General features: G+C 71.8%; 9 protein-coding genes and 1 pseudogene. 5 read left to right on the plus strand and 5 right to left on the minus strand.

The annotated features are described in order from the left end of the window. Positions 1–21: 21 nt before the first annotated feature. Positions 22–1,815 carry a serine/threonine-protein kinase gene (locus ACGFYV_RS29690; RefSeq protein WP_393881586.1) on the minus strand — a complete coding sequence of 598 codons (1,794 nt, stop codon included), beginning with the start codon at positions 1,813–1,815 and terminating at the stop codon, positions 22–24. 156 nt (positions 1,816–1,971) lie between these two features. Between ACGFYV_RS29690 and ACGFYV_RS29695 the strand changes: the two genes are divergently transcribed. Beyond that, positions 1,972–3,780 carry an NHL domain-containing thioredoxin family protein gene (locus ACGFYV_RS29695; protein ID WP_393881587.1) on the plus strand — a complete coding sequence of 603 codons (1,809 nt, stop codon included), beginning with the start codon at positions 1,972–1,974 and terminating at the stop codon, positions 3,778–3,780. Positions 3,781–3,859: 79 nt separating this feature from the next. Here the strand turns inward: ACGFYV_RS29695 and ACGFYV_RS29700 are convergent, their stop codons facing one another. Beyond that, on the minus strand, positions 3,860–5,158 hold the full coding sequence (locus ACGFYV_RS29700; protein WP_393881588.1) for a M18 family aminopeptidase: 1,299 nt from the start codon (positions 5,156–5,158) through the stop codon (positions 3,860–3,862). Between the two features lie 350 nt (positions 5,159–5,508). Next, positions 5,509–7,350, minus strand: coding sequence for an acyl-CoA dehydrogenase (locus ACGFYV_RS29705; RefSeq protein ID WP_393881589.1), 1,842 nt, complete (start codon positions 7,348–7,350; stop codon positions 5,509–5,511). A gap of 207 nt (positions 7,351–7,557) precedes the next feature. On the opposite strand from ACGFYV_RS29705, the gene ACGFYV_RS29710 reads away from it, so the two are divergent. From ACGFYV_RS29710 to ACGFYV_RS29720, 3 genes are all read left to right on the plus strand, one after another. Further along, positions 7,558–8,037, plus strand: a complete 480-nt coding sequence (locus ACGFYV_RS29710) for an SseB family protein (protein ID WP_393881590.1) — start codon at positions 7,558–7,560, stop codon at positions 8,035–8,037. 115 nt (positions 8,038–8,152) lie between these two features. After that, the gene (locus tag ACGFYV_RS29715) at positions 8,153–9,130 is read left to right on the plus strand and encodes a pirin family protein (RefSeq protein WP_393881591.1); all 978 of its coding nucleotides are present in this window, start codon (positions 8,153–8,155) and stop codon (positions 9,128–9,130) included. A 192-nt stretch (positions 9,131–9,322) separates the two neighbouring features. Next, positions 9,323–10,453, plus strand: a complete 1,131-nt coding sequence (locus ACGFYV_RS29720) for an AI-2E family transporter (RefSeq protein WP_393881592.1) — start codon at positions 9,323–9,325, stop codon at positions 10,451–10,453. Here ACGFYV_RS29720 and ACGFYV_RS29725 read toward each other — a convergent pair. After that, a pseudogene (locus ACGFYV_RS29725) lies at positions 10,339–12,686 on the minus strand (SpoIIE family protein phosphatase). The gene ACGFYV_RS29720 and the pseudogene ACGFYV_RS29725 sit on opposite strands and share 115 nt — an antisense overlap. Before the next feature lie 167 nt (positions 12,687–12,853). Here ACGFYV_RS29725 and aspS point away from each other — a divergent pair. Then, complete coding sequence (aspS, locus tag ACGFYV_RS29730) at positions 12,854–14,617, plus strand: aspartate--tRNA ligase (protein ID WP_393881593.1); 1,764 nt, start codon at positions 12,854–12,856, stop codon at positions 14,615–14,617. 101 nt (positions 14,618–14,718) lie between these two features. Here aspS and ACGFYV_RS29735 read toward each other — a convergent pair whose 3' ends face one another. Then, positions 14,719–17,946 (minus strand): FG-GAP-like repeat-containing protein, encoded by a 3,228-nt coding sequence (locus ACGFYV_RS29735; protein ID WP_393881594.1) that lies wholly within the window; start codon positions 17,944–17,946, stop codon positions 14,719–14,721. Positions 17,947–17,999 lie beyond the last annotated feature (53 nt).

Raw genomic sequence — 17,999 nt, forward strand, 5'->3', positions numbered from 1 at the left:
ATGTGCGAAATGGCGCCCGGATCATGTGCCGTTCGGGCGACATGTCACCGAGAATGCCACCGAGTTGGACTTTGCGTCGAACGGTGACTTGATCTCGACCGCCATCGCGCCCTGCAGAGTTCCCTGCTGCGCGTACGTCGAGAGCCGTACCGTCTCCTGCTTGGTGGTCGGGTCACCCTCCCTGAACGTGAGGGTCCGCCACTGTCTGTCGATCACCTCTCCGCTGTCGGACACCCACCGGTAGGAGAACTGGACGGGGGAGCTGGCCGCGGTGAACGTCGCCGTGAACCAGGGCGCCCTGCCGTCCCCCGGCGGGCAGCTCCCGTCGTAGGTGGTCGCGCCACCCGCCACCGTCACCGACACGGGCTGCGACGCGCTTGTGCCGTTCCCCGTCCCGCCGTTCCCCGTCCCGTTGTCACTGTTGCCGTTCCTGCCGATGAACGCGTACGTCAGGCCACCGCCGAGCAGCACCAGTACGGCCGCTGCCGCGCCGAGCAGGTACGCGGTACGGCGGCTGCGCCGCGCGGGTCCTGGCGGCGCGACCACGGGCCCGAACGCCCCGCCGGGTGCCGCGACCACGGGCCCGAACCCCGCCCCACCGGGGGGAGGACCGAACGACGACACCGGTGCCGGTACGGGCGCGGTTGCCGTGGCACCGGTCGCGGGGGTCATCGCCGTGGGCGCAGCCGCTGTGGGTGCACCTGCCGTGGGTGCATCGGCCGTGGGTGTACCCGCTGTAGCGGAGACGGCCGTAGGGGAGACGGCCGTAGGGGAGACGGCCGTAGGAGGGACGGCGGTTGGGGCGACGGCCGTCGCCCCGGACGTGGCGGACGCGGCGACGGGCAGCTCCTGCGCCGCCGTGACCGCGCCCGTGACCTCCGCCGTGACCGCGGCCGTCAACCCGGCCGTGGGCGCGGGCGTCCTCGGGTCCGCGACAGTGCCGGCGGCGACGCCGGCAGCGGGGGTCTCCGTCCCCCCGGCGACCAGGAGCAGTTCCCGCCTGGCCTGCTCGGCGGTCATCCGCACCTTCGGGTCCTTGCGCATCAGGCCCTCGATGACCGAGGTGAGCGGACCGGCCCGGTGCGGGGGCGGCAGTTCGTCGTCCACGATGGCGCGCAGCGTCGCCAGGGGTGTCGTACGACGGAAGGGCGAACGGCCCTGTACGGCCGAGTAGAGAAGGGCGCCCAGAGACCACAGGTCGGACGCGGTGCCCGGTATCTCGCCCAACGCCCTTTCCGGCGCCAGGTATTCGGGCGAGCCGACGACCTCACCGGTCATCGTCAGGGCCGTCTCCCCCGCCACGGCGGCTATGCCGAAGTCGGTCAGCACGACCCGGCCCGCGTCGGTGAGCATGACGTTGGCGGGCTTCACGTCGCGGTGCAGCACCCCCGCTTCGTGTGCCGCGCACAGCGCCGCCAGCACTTCGGCGCCGATGCGCGCGGCCTCCTGCGGCGGCAGGGCGCCCCCGGCACCGATCGCGTCGGCCAGCGACCGGCCGCGGACGAGTTCCATCACGATCCACGGCCGGCCGTCGCAGGAGACCACGTCGTAGACGGTCACCACCCCAGGGGCGTTGACCCGCGCCGCCGCCCACGCCTCCCGTTCGAGGCGGGCGTACATCCGCGCGCTGTGGCCCGGAGGCAGTTCGGCGGAGGCACGCACCTCCTTGACCGCCACTTCGCGGTGCAGCACTTCGTCGAGGGCACGCCACACGGTGCCCATCCCGCCCTCGCCGAGCATGGACAACAGTCGGTACCGGCTGGCGACCAGCCGTCCGCCGTCGGCGTCCGGCGAGGTTGCGTCCTGGTTGTGCATGGGGCCAACTCCCTGTCTCCGCCAACTGCCGTGGACAGTATGTTCGATACTCCTGCCTTCACCGAGCCTTTCAAGGGTCGCCTCTTTTGCGCGCAACGGCCGCGGGGGCCGTACCGCGCGGAGCGGTGCAGGTCAGCGGTGTGGTTGGCTGGAAACATGGCGAAGCGCGTACGTGTCCGTGCCCCCGAACTGATCGGCCGGGGCGGTTGGATCAACACCGGCGGCAAGGAACTCGGCCTGGCCGAGCTCCGTGGCCGCATCACGATCGTTGATTTTTGGACCTTCTGCTGTATCAACTGCCTGCACGTCCTCGACGAGCTGCGGGAGCTGGAGGAGAAGCACCGGGACACCGTGGTGGTGATCGGGGTGCACTCGCCGAAGTTCGCGCACGAGGCCGAGCACGGGGCGGTCCTGGACGCGGTGGAGCGGTACGGCGTCGAGCACCCGGTGCTGGACGATCCCGAGCTGGGGACCTGGAAGCAGTACGCGGTGCGGGCGTGGCCGACGCTGGTGGTGATCGACCCGGAGGGGTACGTCGTCGCGCAGCACGCCGGTGAGGGGCATGTGCACGCCATCGAGCGGCTGGTCGAGGAGCTGGAGGCCGAGCACGAGGCGAAGGGCACCCTGCGCCGCGGCGAGGGGCCGTACGTGCCGCCGGAGCCCGAGCCGACGGTGCTGCGCTTCCCCGGCAAGGCGTTGCTGCTGCCCTCCGGGAACTTCCTGGTCAGCGACACCACCCGGCACCAGCTGGTGGAGCTGGCCGAGGACGGCGAGACGGTCGTACGGCGCATCGGCAGCGGTGAGCGCGGATTCGACGACGGTGCCGCGCAGGTGGCGTCGTTCAGCGAGCCGCAGGGGCTCGCGCTGTCCGAGGACGGGGCGGCGGTCGTCGTCGCCGACACCGTGAACCACGCGCTGCGCCGCCTCGACCTCGCCTCCGGTGCCGTGACCACGCTCGCCGGCACCGGCAGGCAGTGGTGGCAGGGCTCGGCGACCTCGGGTCCGGCGCGCGAGGTCGACCTGTCCTCGCCGTGGGACGTGGCCTTCTTCGGCGGCAAGGTGTGGATCGCCATGGCGGGTGTCCACCAGCTGTGGACGTACGACCCGGGCACGCGGACCGTCGCCGTGGCGGCCGGCACCACCAACGAGGGGCTGGTCGACGGGCCCGCGGACGAGGCCTGGTTCGCGCAGCCGTCCGGGCTCGCGGCCACCGCGGACCGGCTCTGGCTCGCCGACTCCGAGACGTCGGCGCTCAGGTGGGTGGACCTGGACGGGCACGTCCACACCGCCGTCGGCACCGGTCTGTTCGACTTCGGGCACCGGGACGGGGCGGCGGAGCAGGCCCTGCTCCAGCATCCGCTGGGCGTCACCGCGCTGCCGGACGGCTCGGTCGCCGTCGCCGACACGTACAACCACGCGCTGCGCCGCTACGACCCGGCGACCGGTGAGGTGACGACGCTCGCCACCGATCTGCGTGAGCCCAGTGACGCCGTGCTGGTCGGTCAGGACATCGTGGTCGTGGAGTCGGCCCGGCACCGGCTGACCCGGCTGCGGCTGCCCGAGGAGGCGGTCCGCGTGGAGGCGGTGGCCCATCGCACGCGGCGTGCGGCGACGGATGTCGCGCCGGGCAGGATCCGGCTGGACGTGATCTTCCAGGCTCCGGCGGGTCAGAAGCTGGACACGCGGTACGGCCCCTCGACGCGGCTGCTCGTCTCCTCGACCCCGCCCGAGCTGCTGGCCGGGGGCGAGGGGGCCGACACCGACCTCTCCCGTGAGCTGGAGCTGAACCCTTCGGTGACGGAGGGGGTGCTGCACGTCTCCGCGATGGCGGCGAGCTGCGACGACGATCCCGCCAACGAGTACCCGGCCTGCCATGTGCACCAGCAGGACTGGGGGGTTCCGGTGCGGGTCGTCGAGGGTGGGGCGGGGAGGCTGCCGCTGGTTCTGGCGGGCATGGACGAGTAGCGCTCCGCGAGGGGACAAGAGGGGGCTGGGGCGCTCGCGCCGTGGCCGCCGCCCCAGCTCCCCGCCCCCGCGCTTGCGACTAGCCCTCCAGGAACGCCACCAGCGCGTTCGCCAGGTGGAACGGGTCGTCGGCGCCGCACAGTTCGCGGACGCTGTGCATGGAGAGGATGGCGACGCCGATGTCGATGGTCGTGATGCCGTGGCGGGCGGCGGTGATGGGGCCGATGGTGGTGCCGCAGGGCAGGGAGTTGTTGGAGACGAAGGTCTGGAAGGGGACGTTCGCCCGTTCGCAGGCGGCGGTGAAGACGGCGCGGCCCGAACCGTCCGTGGCGTAGCGGTTGTTGACGTTGACCTTGAGGATCGGGCCGCCGTTGACGCGCGGGTGGTGCGTGGGGTCGTGCCGTTCCGCGTAGTTGGGGTGGACGGCGTGGCCCGTGTCGGAGGACAGGCAGACGGTGCCGGCGAAGGAGCGGGCCCGGTCCTCGTAGGTGCCGCCGCGGGCGAACACGGAGCGCTCCAGCACCGTGCCGAGCAGCGGGCCGTCCGCGCCGGTGTCGGACTGGGAGCCGTTCTCCTCGTGGTCGAAGGCGGCGAGGACGGGGATGTGGGTGAGGGGCGCGCCCGAGGTCGCGGCGGCGGCCAGGGCGGCCGTACCGGCGTGCACCGAGAGCAGGTTGTCCATGCGGGGGCCGGCGACCAGTTCGCGGTCGCGGCCGAGGTAGGCGGGCGCCTCCACGGGGTGGGTCATGATGTCCCAGCCGGCCACCGAGCCGGCGGGCAGCCCGGCCTCCTCCTCAAGGAAGGCGATCAGGTCGCCCTCGCGCACGTCGTCGCCCACGCCCCACACCGGCTGCAGATGACGCTGCTTGTCGAGCTTGAGGCCGTCGGTGCTGACGGAGCGGTCCAGGTGGACGGCGAGCTGGGGGACCCGCAGCAGCGGCCGGTCCACGTTGACGAGGACCGTGGAGCCGTCGCGCAGGGTGAGCCGGCCGGCGAGGCCGAGGTCCCGGTCGAGCCAGGAGTTGAGCAGCGGGCCGCCGTAGATCTCCACGGCCATCTGGCGCCAGCCGTGCGCTCCGCTGTCCGGCTGGGGCTTGGCCCGCAGGTTCGGGGAGTCGGTGTGCGCGCCGATGATGCGGTGCGGGGTGTGCGGGGCCGCGCCCTCGGGGACGTACCAGGCCACGAGGGCTCCGCCGCGCAGGACGTACTTGCCGCCGCCGGTGGCGTCCCAGGCGTCCGTCTCGGCGACCTGCCGGAAGCCGGCCTTCTCCAGCCGTTCGGCGGCGTTCGCGACCGCGTGGTACGGCGACGGGCTCGCCGCCAGGAAGGACATCAGGTCGTCGGTGTGGCCGCGGTCGAAGCGGGACGGTGCGCTCATGTTGTTTACCTTAACGACGTGCGCGGGCCCGCTTCCGGCAAGGGGAAGCGGGCCCGCGCAGGCGGTCGACGTGGGGGGTGGGGCGGCCTCTTTTCCAAGGGTTTTTCAAGGGCCCCGTCGTCCGGCTCCGAGGGGGTGTCGTGTGGATCATCCCGGCGTCGCGGGCCCTGGCACGCACATCTGCGGCGTTGTCGTCGATCGCCGACTCCCCCACGCTCGGCTTCGCCCGCGCGGGGGGACCCCCATCGCGTCGACTCACTCCTCCGCCTTGCATCTGCACGCACCAGACCCCGCTCGGGTCGGCCGGTCCGCACTGTCCGTCCAGGCCGGCCTGATCCAAACGACACCCCCTAGAAGGCGGCCTCGTCCAGCTCCATCAGGTCGAGGTCGGCGTTCTCGGAGATCTTGCGGGCCAGGGTGACGCCGGGCAGGACGTTGGCCGCGAAGAACTTCGCCGCCGCGATCTTGCCGGTGTAGAACGCCACGTCCTTGGCGGACACGGCCTTGGCGGAGGCCGTCTCCAGCTTCTCGGCGGCCACGGCGGCGCCCTTGAGCAGCAGGTGGCCGACGATCACGTCACCGGAGGCGAGCAGCAGGCGGGTGGTGTTCAGGCCCACCTTGTAGATGTTCTTGACGTCCTGCTCGGTGGCGGCGAGGTCGGTCAGCAGCAGGCCGACGATGGCCTCCAGCTCGACGGCGGCCTTCGCGAGGTGCTCGCGGGCGCCGGCCAGCTGCTCGCCGCCGGTGCCGAGCGCCAGGAACTTCTTGATGTCCTCGGCGAGGCCGTTGAGGGCGGCGCCCTGGTTGCGGACGATCTTCCGGAAGAAGAAGTCCTGGCCCTGGATCGCGGTGGTGCCCTCGTACAGGGTGTCGATCTTGGCGTCGCGGATGTACTGCTCGACCGGGTACTCCTGCAGGAAGCCGGAGCCGCCGAAGGTCTGCAGCGACTGGGCGAGCTGCTCGTAGCCCTTCTCGGAGCCGTAGCCCTTGACGATCGGCAGGAGCAGGTCGTTGAGCGCGTGCTCGGCCGAGGCGTCCTCGCCGTTCGCCTCCTTGACGGCGATGCCGTCCTGCACCGACGCCGTGTAGAGGACCAGGGCGCGCATGCCCTCCGCGTACGCCTTCTGCGTCATCAGGGAGCGGCGCACGTCGGGGTGGTGGGTGATGGTGACCTTGGGCGCGGCCTTGTCCATGAACTGGGCGAGGTCGGGACCCTGGACGCGCTCCTTGGCGTACTCCAGCGCGTTCAGGTAGCCGGTGGAGAGCGTGGAGATCGCCTTCGTGCCGACCATCATGCGGGCGAACTCGATGATGCGGAACATCTGGCGGATGCCGTCGTGCTTGTCGCCGATCAGCCAGCCCTTGGCGGGGTGGCGGTCGCCGAAGGTCATCTCGCAGGTGTTGGAGGCCTTGAGGCCCATCTTGTGCTCGACGTTGGTGGCGTAGACGCCGTTGCGCTCGCCCAGTTCGCCGGTCTCGGAGTCGAAGTGGTACTTCGGGACGAGGAAGAGGGACAGGCCCTTGGTGCCGGGGCCGGCGCCCTCGGGGCGGGCGAGGACGTAGTGGAGGATGTTCTCCTCCATGTCGTGCTCACCGGAGGTGATGAAGCGCTTCACGCCCTCGATGTGCCAGGAGCCGTCCTCCTGCCGGATCGCCTTGGTGCGGCCGGCGCCGACGTCCGAGCCGGCGTCGGGCTCGGTGAGGACCATGGTGGCGCCCCAGGTGCGGTCGACCGCGATCTGCGCCCACTTCTTCTGTTCCTCGGTGCCCTCCTCGAAGAGGATGCGGGCGAACGCCGGGCCGGAGGAGTACATCCAGATCGCCGGGTTCGCGCCGAGGATCAGCTCCGCGTAGGACCAGATCAGGGACGGCGGGGCGGTGGTGCCGCCGATCTCCTCCGGTAGGCCGAGGCGCCAGTACTCGGAGTCCATGAACGCCTTGTAGCTCTTCTTGAAGGACGCCGGGACGGGCGCGGTGTTCGTCTCGGGGTCGAAGACCGGCGGGTTGCGGTCGGCGTCGGCGAAGGACTCGGCCAGCTCGTTCTCGGCGAGGCGGGTCAGCTCCTCAAGGACGCTCCTGGCGGTGTCGGTGTCCATCTCCTCGAACGGGCCGGTGCCGTAGAGCTTGTCACGGCCGAGCACTTCGAAGAGGTTGAACTCGATGTCGCGGAGGTTGGACTTGTAGTGCCCCATGGCGATGGCTCCGTAGAGAGATCGGCGAGGCACTGACTCCTCGCACCTGTGTTCACGTACCAGCAAGTAGCTACGATGATGCTACCCGTCGGTAATAAGACGCAACCCCGAACCGGTCATCTGTGACGCGGCTCAAGCCCTGCCCGGGATGTCCCTACCCTCCCGTAGACAGTCCAGGCGGCGGGGCGGCTCGGTACGCTTGCGGCCATGTACGGATACGGCCAGCCCATGGACGGGGCCGCGCAGCAGCAGTACGCCTCGGCGCAGCAGCAGATGTCCGGCGGTGTCGGCGGGTACGGCCAGCAGCCGCCGCTGTACCCGGAGCCGTCCCCGCCCTCGCTCGCGGACGCGGTGCGCGCCTTCACCACCGGGCAGATGTCCGCGGAGGACTTCCAGCAGATCTTCGCGACGTCGAAGGTGTACTGCCCGCGCGGCGACACGCCCGGCTTCCTCGCCCTGCACAACACCCAGCAGCCGGTGATCCCGATGTTCACCTCGCTCAAGGAGCTGCGCCGGTACGCGGGCAAGGAGTCCAAGTACTTCGTGATCACCGGTGCCGAGGTGATCGACCTGCTGCCGACCGGCTACGGCTTCGTCCTGGACATGGAGGGGGAGCACCGGATGGTGTTCGACGCCAAGGCCGTGGAGCAGATGGTCGAGTTCGCCATGCGCCGGATGTACGGCTGAGGGTGCCGCCCGAGTGAGTGCCAGGCCCGGAGGGAATGTCCTCCGGGCCTTTTCCGTTCTGGGGTAGCAGAAAGTTCAACGTTCAACTAGAGTGGTTGCACAAGGAGGTACCGACATGCCTGCAGTGACCGTTGAGAACCCGTTGACGCTGCCCCGCGTGGCCGCTCCCGCCGATGCGGTGGCGCGCCCCGTGCTGACCGTCACGACCGCACCTGGCGGTTTCGAGGGCGAGGGCTTCCCGGTGCGCCGGGCGTTCGCCGGGATCAACTACCGCCACCTCGACCCGTTCATCATGATGGACCAGATGGGCGAGGTGGAGTACGCGCCGGGCGAGCCCAAGGGCACCCCGTGGCACCCGCACCGCGGGTTCGAGACCGTCACCTACATCATCGACGGCGTCTTCGACCACCAGGACTCCAACGGCGGTGGCGGCACCATCACCAACGGCGACACCCAGTGGATGACGGCGGGCTCGGGCCTGCTGCACATCGAGGCTCCGCCGGAGCAGCTCGTCGTGTCCGGCGGCCTCTTCCACGGGCTCCAGCTGTGGGTGAACCTGCCGGCCAAGGACAAGATGATGGCGCCGCGCTACCAGGACATCCGCGCCGGCAACGTCCAGCTGCTCACGTCCCCCGACGGCGGTTCCCTGCTCCGTGTCATCGCGGGCGAGCTGGACGGCCACCAGGGTCCCGGCATCACGCACACGCCGATCACGATGATCCACGCGACCCTCGCCCCGGGCGCCGAGATCACCCTGCCCTGGCGCGAGGACTTCAACGGTCTCGCGTACGTCATGGCGGGCCGCGGCAGCGTCGGTGCGGAGAACCGGCCGATCAAGCTGGGCCAGACCGCCGTCTTCGGTGCCGGCGGTTCGCTGACCGTCCGCGCGGACGAGAAGCAGGACTCCCACACGCCGGACATGGAGGTCGTGCTGCTCGGCGGCCAGCCGATCCGTGAGTCCATGGCCCACTACGGCCCGTTCGTCATGAACACCAAGGAAGAGCTGATGCAGGCCTTCGAGGACTTCCAGAAGGGCCGCCTCGGGACGATCCCCGCCGTGCACGGCATGACGGAGAGCGGCCCGCAGGACTGACGCGCCTCCCCCCACGACCGGCCGCCCGGCCCGCTTCGGCGGGCGGGGCGGCCGTCGCGCGTCGTACGCGGGTCTCGTACCCGAGACGCGCGTCGTATGGAGGTCTCGTACCCGGGTGCCGTACCCCGGGTTCCTCACCCGCCCGGACTGCCGCCGGACGACAGCCGTATGCCCGCGTGATCCGCTGGACGCATGCAGCTGCTGCCCGACCCCGTCCGCCGTCTCGCCGCGTGGTGCGTCGTCCTGCTGCTCGCCGCCGGGGTGGGATGGGTCGCGATCACGCTGTGCTCGCAGCTGCGGACCGCCGTCACGCCGGTGCTGCTCGCCCTGCTCGGCAGCGCACTGCTCGGCCCGCTGTACCGCAAGCTGGTGCAGGCGAAGGTCAACGCGTCGGTGGCGGCCGGACTGACCTGTGTCGCCGTCGTGGCGGTCGTCGGCGGGGCCGTGTACGTCGTCGTCGCCGCGCTCGTCGACACCGGCGACCAGATCATCGCCTCGCTCAGGGACGCGGCCAAGTCCCTCTCCCGGCACTTCGGGTCCGCCGGGACCGGGCTCGACGACCTCGCGGCCAACTCCCGCCAGTTGCTGAGCAGGTTCGGCGCCACGGCCGTCTCCAACGTCATCAGCGGGGTCAGCGTCGTCGGCGAGTCCATCGCCGTGGCCGTGCTGGCGCTGCTGCTCGTCTTCTTCTTCCTGCGCGACTCCCACCGCGCCGTCGACGCCCTCAGGTCCGTCGCCCCCCGCAGCACCGCCGACACCCTGGAGGCGATGGCGCGCCGCGCCTACGAAGGGGTGGAGGGGTTCATGCGCGGGACGACCCTGATCGCCCTCATCGACGCCGTCTGCATCACCGTCGGGCTGCTGATCCTCCGGGTGCCCGGCGCGATCGGCCTCGGTGCGCTCGTCTTCGTCGGCGCCTTCATCCCCTACCTCGGCGCCTTCATCTCCGGTGCGGTCGCCGTGCTGGTCGCGCTCGCCGACCGGGGCTTCGTCATCGCGCTGTGGGCGCTCGGCGTCGTGATCGCGGTGCAACTGCTGGAGGGGCATGTGCTGCAGCCGCTCATCCAGAGCCGCACCGTGCGGCTGCATCCGGCGGTGGTGCTGCTGGCGATCACCGCCGGGGCGTCCGTCGCGGGCATCCTCGGCATGCTGCTCGCGGTGCCGGTGACCGCGGCCGTCTCCGGGGTCGTGCACGAGCTGAGGGCGCGCTACGGCGAGCCCGGGTCCGGGCCGGAGTCCGGGTCCGGGTCCGGGTCCAGGCCAGAAACCGGGCCTGGGCCCGGGACCGCGGGCTCCCGGGGACCGGCGCCGTCCGGTTCGTAGAGCTCGAACCAGATGCTCTTGCCCTCACCGCGCGGCTCCACCCCCCCCACGCGTCCGCGAGCATCTCGATCAGCAGCAGACCGCGCCCGGAGGAGGCCAGCTCGCCGGGGCGCCGCCGGTGGGGCAGGTCGTCGCCGGTGTCGGCGACCTCGGCCCGCAGCCGGCGCCCGTCCGGTCCCCCGCACACCTCGGCCCGCAGCCGGCGCCCGTCCGGTCCCCCGCACACCTCGGCCCGCAGCCGGCGCCCGTCCGGTCCCCCGCACACCTCGGCGAGCAGCAGCGCGTCGGCGTCGGTATGGACGAGGACGTTGGTGAGCATCTCGGAGAGCAGCAGTTCCGCGGAGTCGACCTGCTCGCTCGACGCCCAGTCGTGCAGCAGTGCGCGCAGGTGCCGGCGGGCGTCGGCGATCCGCTCGGGCTCGTCCTGGGCCACCGACAGCAGCGTGCGCCGCACCCGGGGCCGTCCGGCCGGGACGTCGCCGCCGGCGGTGCCGGCGCAGGTGTCGCCCGGTCCGTCACCGGCCCGGCGCAGCAGCAGGATGGCGATGTCGTCCTCGCGGCGGTCGGCCAGCGGGCCGGTCGTGTGGTGCGAGGAGGGCCCGTGCACGCCCTGCACCAGCGCGTCGGCCAGCCCTTCCAGGTGGTCGTCGCGCCCGGCGACGCAGGTGGTGCCCGCGGGCCGGGGGCCGTAGTCCTCCAGGATCGCGCGGACGCGCCGCCAGCCGCTCTCCATGTCGTGCCCGCCGGTCTCGATCAGGCCGTCGGTGCAGAGCACCAGCGTCTCGCCGGGCTGCAGCGTGAACCCTGTCGTCGGATAGTCGGAGTCCGGGTCGATGCCCAGCGGCAGCCCGCCCGGGGCCGGGCGCATCAGCACCGTGCCGTCGGGCATCCGGATCACCGGCTCCGGATGCCCGGCGCGGGCGATCTCCAGCAGGCCGGTCGCCGGGTCGGCCTCCGCGTACAGGCAGGTCGCGAACCGCAGGTCGGTCAGCGGTTCGTCGTGCGTGATGCCGTGCAGGAAGCGGGAGGCACGGGCGAGGACGGCGTCGGGGCGGTGGCCCTCGCAGGCGTACGCGCGCAGCGCGATCCGCAGCTGGCCCATCAGCCCCGCCGCCCGGACGTCATGCCCCTGCACGTCCCCGATGACCAGCGCGAACCTGCCGGTGGGCAGCGGGATCAGGTCGTACCAGTCGCCGCCGACCTGAAGCTCGCCGCCGGTCGGGACGTGGCGGGCGGCCACGCACATCCCGGGGATCCGCGGGCCGAGCGACGGCAGCATGGAGCGCTGCAGGCCCTCCGCCAGTTCCCGCTGGGAGTCGGCGGCGCCGGCCCGGGACAGTGCCTGGGCGAGCATCCGGGCCACCGTGGTCAGCACCGCGCGCTCGTCGGGCGTGAACGCCACGGGGTGGCCGAACGCCGCCATCCAGGCGCCCATCGTGCGCCCGCCCGCCGTCAGCGGCAGGAACGCCCAGGAGTGGCGGTCGAAGTTCGCGGCCAGCGGCCAGGTGGCGGGGTAGCGGGTGCGGTACTCGTCGGGGGAGGAGAGGTAGACCGCGCGGCCGGTGCGTACGACGTCGGCGGCCGGATACTTCGTGGTCAGCGGCATATGGGCGAAGGAGATCTCGGTGCCGGGACGGTAGCCGTGCTGGCCGATGACGTTCAGCCAGTCGCCCTCCACCCCGAAGACCGCGAGCCCGTCAGGGGAGAACCCGGGCGTGGACAGCCCGGCCGCGACCCGCAGCACCTCCGCCGTCGACCGCGCCTCCGCCAGCGCCCGGCCCGCGTCCAGCAGGAACGCCTCCCGCGAGCGCCGCCAGTCCCCCGTGACCGCGCTGCGTCCGGCGGCCGTGCCCGGGACCGGCTCGCTGATCTCCTGGAGGGTGCCGATCAGCCGGTACGCCCGCCGGGCCGGGTCGAAGGACGGCTTCGAGCGGCTGCGGACGAGGCGGATGATCCGCCCCCGCTCGTCCATGATCCGGATGCGCACCTCGGCGAGCGTGCCCTCGGCGGCGGCCAGCCGCACCACCCCGGTGATCTCGTTCCAGTCGACCGGGTGCAGCCGGGCGCGGGTCTGGGCCTCGGTGAGCGTGGCGGCCCGCGCGGGCAGCCCCAGCAGCCGCGCCGCCTCCGCGTCCACGGTGACCAGCCCGGCGGCCGTGTCCCAGTGCCACATTCCGGTCGAGACGGCGGCGAGCACGTCCTCGACGGACGGCAGGGGCTCGCCAGTACGCATTGCCCCACTTTAAGAAGATGTGACCGATACCTGCCACCGATGAACCGATGAGGAGAGCGGTGGCCGACGGCGGTCATGGTGGGGAGCCGATCTCGGGGTGCCCGGTACCCTGGGGAGCAGTTTCACGTGAAACATGGCCCCGATTCGCAAAGACTGGATGAACGACGATGCATCGGTACAGGTCCCACACCTGCGGCGAGCTCCGCGCCTCTGACGTCGGCACCGACGTCCGGCTGAGTGGCTGGCTGCACAATCGGCGCGACCTGGGCGGCATCCTCTTCATCGATCTGCGCGACCACCACGGCATCACGCAGCTCGTCGCCCGCCCCGGCACGACCGCCTACGAGACGCTGGACAAGCTCTCCAAGGAGACCGTCGTCCGCGTCGACGGCCAGGTCGTCTCCCGTGGCGCCGAGAACATCAACCCCGAGCTGCCCACTGGCGAGATCGAGATCGAGGTCTCCGAGGTCGAGGTGCTGGGCGAGGCCGCCCCGCTGCCCTTCACGATCAACGCCGAGGACGGCGTGAACGAGGAGCGGCGCCTGGAGTACCGCTTCCTGGACCTGCGCCGCGAGCGCATGCACCGCAACATCATGCTGCGTACGGCGGTCATCTCGGCCATGCGTCACAAGATGTCCGCGATGGGCTTCAACGAGATGGCGACGCCGATCCTGTCCGCCACCTCCCCCGAGGGCGCCCGCGACTACGTGGTCCCCTCCCGTGTGCACCCGGGCCGGTTCTACGCCCTGCCGCAGGCTCCGCAGCAGTTCAAGCAGCTGCTGATGATCTCCGGGTTCGACCGCTACTTCCAGATCGCGCCCTGCTTCCGCGACGAGGACGCCCGCGCGGACCGGTCGCCGGGCGAGTTCTACCAGCTCGACATCGAGATGTCCTTCGTCGAGCAGGAGGACATCTTCCAGCCGGTCGAGAAGCTCATGACCGAGCTGTTCGAGGAGTTCGGCGGCGGTCGCCACGTCACCTCCCCGTTCCCGCGCATCCCGTTCCGCGAGGCGATGCTCAAGTACGGCTCCGACAAGCCGGACCTGCGCGCCAAGCTGGAACTGGCCGACATCACCGACATCTTCGAGGGCTCGGAGTTCAAGGCCTTCGCCGGCAAGCACGTGCGTGCCCTGCCGGTGCCGGACGTCTCCTCCCAGCCGCGCAAGTTCTTCGACCAGCTCGGTGAGTTCGCGGTCACGCAGGGCGCGCAGGGCCTGGCCTGGGTCCGCGTCGGCGAGGACGGCTCGCTGACCGGCCCGATCGCGAAGTTCCTCACCGAGGACAACGTCGCCGAGCTGACCAAGCGCCTCTCCCTGGCCCCCGGCCACGCGGTGTTCTTCGGCGCCGGCGAGTTCGACGACGTCTCGAAGATCATGGGCGCCGTGCGCGTCGAGGCCGCCAAGCGGGCTGGCCACTTCGAGGAGGGCGTCTTCCGGTTCTGCTGGATCGTCGACTTCCCGATGTACGAGAAGGACGAGGAGACGGGTGGGATCGACTTCTCCCACAACCCGTTCTCGATGCCGCAGGGCGGCCTGGAGGCCCTGGAGAACCAGGACCCGCTGGACATCCTGGGCTGGCAGTACGACATCGTCTGCAACGGCGTCGAGCTGTCCTCCGGCGCGATCCGGAACCACGAGCCGGAGATCATGCTCAAGGCCTTCGAGATCGCGGGCTACGACCGTGACACGGTCGAGGACAAGTTCGCGGGCATGCTCCGCGCGTTCCGCTTCGGCGCCCCGCCGCACGGCGGCATCGCCCCGGGCGTGGACCGCATCGTCATGCTCCTCGCGGACGAGCCCAACATCCGCGAGACGATCGCCTTCCCGCTCAACGGCAACGCCCAGGACCTGATGATGGGCGCGCCCACCGAGCTGGACGAGTCCCGTCTGCGCGAGCTGAGCCTGACCATCCGCAAGCCGCAGCCGAAGTAGGCCCGAGGCGTTCTGATCGCGAAGGGGCCCGGAACCGATCTCGGCCGATCTCGGTTCCGGGCCCCTTCGCGGTTTCCGGGACGGCCAGTCCCGGTGGGCTGTCAGGACAGGGCCTTGTAGCCCTGCCAGCCGGTGGCGATCTGGGTGCGGGATCCGAACGACCCCTTCCCGTCACCGTAGTTGCGGTACAGCTTGCCCGCGGTGTCCCGGACGACGATGTCGGCCTTGCCGTCGCGGTTGAGGTCGCCGACGCCGACGACCGCGTTGTACGAGCCGCCCCAGTTGCCGAACACCTTGGCGCGGGCGCCGAACGTGCCCTTGCCGGTGCCGTTGTAGCGGTACAGGGTGTTCGCGCTGTCCTGGGCGATCAGGTCGCCGATGCCGTCACCGTCGAGGTCACCGGTGCCGACGATCTTCTTGTAGCCCTTCCAGTTGTCGTACAGCTTCACGCGCGCGGCCAGCTTCCCGGTGCTGGTGCCCTTGTACAGGTACACCGTCCCGGTGGAGGCGTTGCGGGCGATCAGGTCGGGCCGGCCGTCGCCGCTGATGTCGCCGGGCGAGGTCAGCACGTCGTACTGGGTCCAGCCGCTGGTCGCCAGCGTGGTGTACGACGTCGTCGGCTTGAGCGCGGCGCCGCAGCCCGGCTTGTACAGGCGCAGGGCCCCGCTGCTGTAGCGCACGAGGACGTCGTTGCAGCGGTCCCCGCTCAGGTCGCCGACCGGGACGGCCTTGACACTGGTCGCCCAGCCGCTGCCGCTGACCTTGCTGGAGAACGTCCCGGTGCCCGTGCCGATCTGGAAGGTCAGCGCGCCGGAGGAGTTGAGGGTCAGCAGGTCACCGACGCCGTCCGGGCCGCCGGAGCCCCCGTGGTCGTGCCGTACCGGTGCGCCGTGGTCGAGGAAGCCGCTACCGGTGGCCACGGTGGTGGCGGTGGACGTGTCCAGGCCCGTCGCCTTCAGGGTCCAGGTGAACCGGCCGTTGGGGAAGCGGTCTCCGCTCGCGGTCTTGCCGTTCCAGCCCGCCGAGACCCGGGCGGCGCTCGCACCGCCGGTGACCGTGCGGGTGGCCTTGCCCTTCTCGCCGCTCTGCACCGAGGTGAAGGTGAGCGACCAGGAGCCGACGGGGCGGGACAGCAGCCAGGAACCCGTCCAGGAGTCGGCGGTGGCCGGGGTGGCGTAGCCGCCGGCGTCCGACTCGAACGCGGTCAGGGCGGACGGGGTCACGCCCGTGGTGGCGACGTGCGTCTGCTCGAACGCGTCGAACCAGGCGACCAGGCCCGTGTACTCGTCGACCGTCCAGCGGTAGCGGCGGTCGACGGCCAGGCCGGTGTCCGGGACCTTCGCGGCGACCACACGGGTGGTGCCGGTCGCCGCGTTCGTGAGGACCAGTTGGTCGGCGTCGTGGTCGTGGCGGACGGTGAAGCCGTCGCCGAGCAGCACGTCACCGGGGGCGACGGCGACGGACGTGCCGGCCTTGGTGTCGTACACGCCCGCCGAGGCCGTGCCGCAGGCCCAGTACAGCCAGCGGCCCGCCGCCTGCAGCTCGGTCGGCACACAGCCTGCGCCGGGGACCGTGACCGTGGTGAGGGTCTTGTCCGTGGTGAGGCTGTAGGAGGTGACCTGGCCGGCGGTGCCGGTGGCGCTCCACAGGACGGGGCCGTTCAGGGCGGCGGCGCGCACGGAGCGCTTCAGCTTCTGGCCGTAGCCGAAGTGGCCCACGTACTGCGCCGGGGAGGCGCCGCCCGAGTTGTAGACGGCGTAGTCGTCGGACACGTCGACGAGCGCGCCCTTCTCGGTGCCGAACTTCAGGTCGGGCACGCCCGAGCCGTCGCCGACGCGGGCCACCCGGTCCGCGTCCGGCAGACCCGTGCCGCCCTCGTCGCCGTCGTAGAACGTTTCGAGGTAGGCGTCCCGGGGAGCGGTGACCTTGTTGCCCCACATCGCCGAGCAGGGGGTGTCCGGGTAGGGGCACACGGCCGAGATCCTGTCGCCGGCCACGGCGGCGGACGCGGTGAGCGTGGTGGTGCCGTTGGTCGTCAGCGTGCGCACGGACGTGGCGTCCATGGTGGCGCTGACCTCGGGGTCGCTCTCCGCGACGCGCAGGCTGCCCCGGCTGAGCGCGAGACCCGTCTTGGGGTTCTCGTACGGCGGCACCTTGGCGACCTTCTCCAGCCGCGCGGAGCCGTCGGCGCCCGGGACGACGCGGTGCACCCACCAGTCGGCGGCACCCGTGCCACCGGTGACGAGGGCGGAGCCGTCGGGGGCGGCGACCGGATCGCCGTACGAGCGGGTCAGCAGGGTCTGGGTGGTGCCGTCGGTCAGCGAGACGGCCGTGACGGGGCCCCGGTTCGCCACCAGGACGAGCCGGTTCCCGACGAGCACGGGGGCGCCGGCCGTGCCGCTGCCGCCCGCCACCGGGACCGTCTCCTCGGCGGCGAGGTCCGCGCGGGACCTGAGGTGCAGGCCGTCGGCCGGGGTGTACCAGCCGATCCGGTCACCGGACAGCACGAGCGACAGCCCGCTCCCGGCGCCGGAGAAGACCTGGGTGAGTTCCGCGGTGGCGAAGTCCAGGTAGTGGATGTCGTAGGTCGCGGCGCCGGCCGGGTCGGCGGCGCCCCGGTACGCGAGCAGCGCGCCCTTGGCGTCTCCGGTGCGCACGGAGGTGACGCCCGTCTTCCAGGCCTTGTCGGCCGGGCCCCCGGTCACCACGCGGGTGCGCTGCCGGCCGTCGACGTGGTCGAGCAGTTCCAGCCCGGTGCCGGGCTGCGGCGAGCCGTCGACGCTGGTGTTCTCCTCGGCCGCGACGACGGTGGAGCCGAACGTGCCCACGTAGGCCAGCCGCGGCATGTCCAGTGTGCGCAGCGTGCCGCCGTCCGCCGCGCCGGGCGTCCACAGCGACACGGGTTCGGTGTACGTCCGGTGCGGGAGCGCGACGGTGTCGGCGCCCTGTCCGAACATGCCCGAGGGGCAGGAGGAGCCGAGGTCGTAGCAGCTGGTGGTGGTCGGCTGGTACGGCTGGCCCGTGCCGGCGTTGCCGGGCGGGGTGAGGACGGTGGTGGTGTCGCCGTTCCCGTAGTCCGTCCAGAGCAGCCCCGCCGCACCGGCCCGGCGGTGCAGGAAGCCGGTCTCGCCGGCCGCGAGCACGCGGTCCGAACGCGTCGTCTCCGTGTTCGGGTCCTGCAGCAGGATCTCCGTCGTTCCCGCTGTGGGTGCGGTGGCCGCGCGGGCGGGCTCGCCGCCCCCCGAGACCACGGTGACGGCCGCGACGGCGACCGAGAGCGCGGAGACGGCGACGGCCAGACCGCCCCGTCTCAGGGCATGTCTGCCCACGTGAGAGTCCCTCCCGACGAGGGCCCCCTGCCCCCGCCCAAGTGAGCGGACTT

Origin of the sequence: Streptomyces sp. NPDC048297 (genome assembly GCF_043201585.1) — a bacterium.
Lineage (GTDB): Bacteria > Actinomycetota > Actinomycetes > Streptomycetales > Streptomycetaceae > Streptomyces.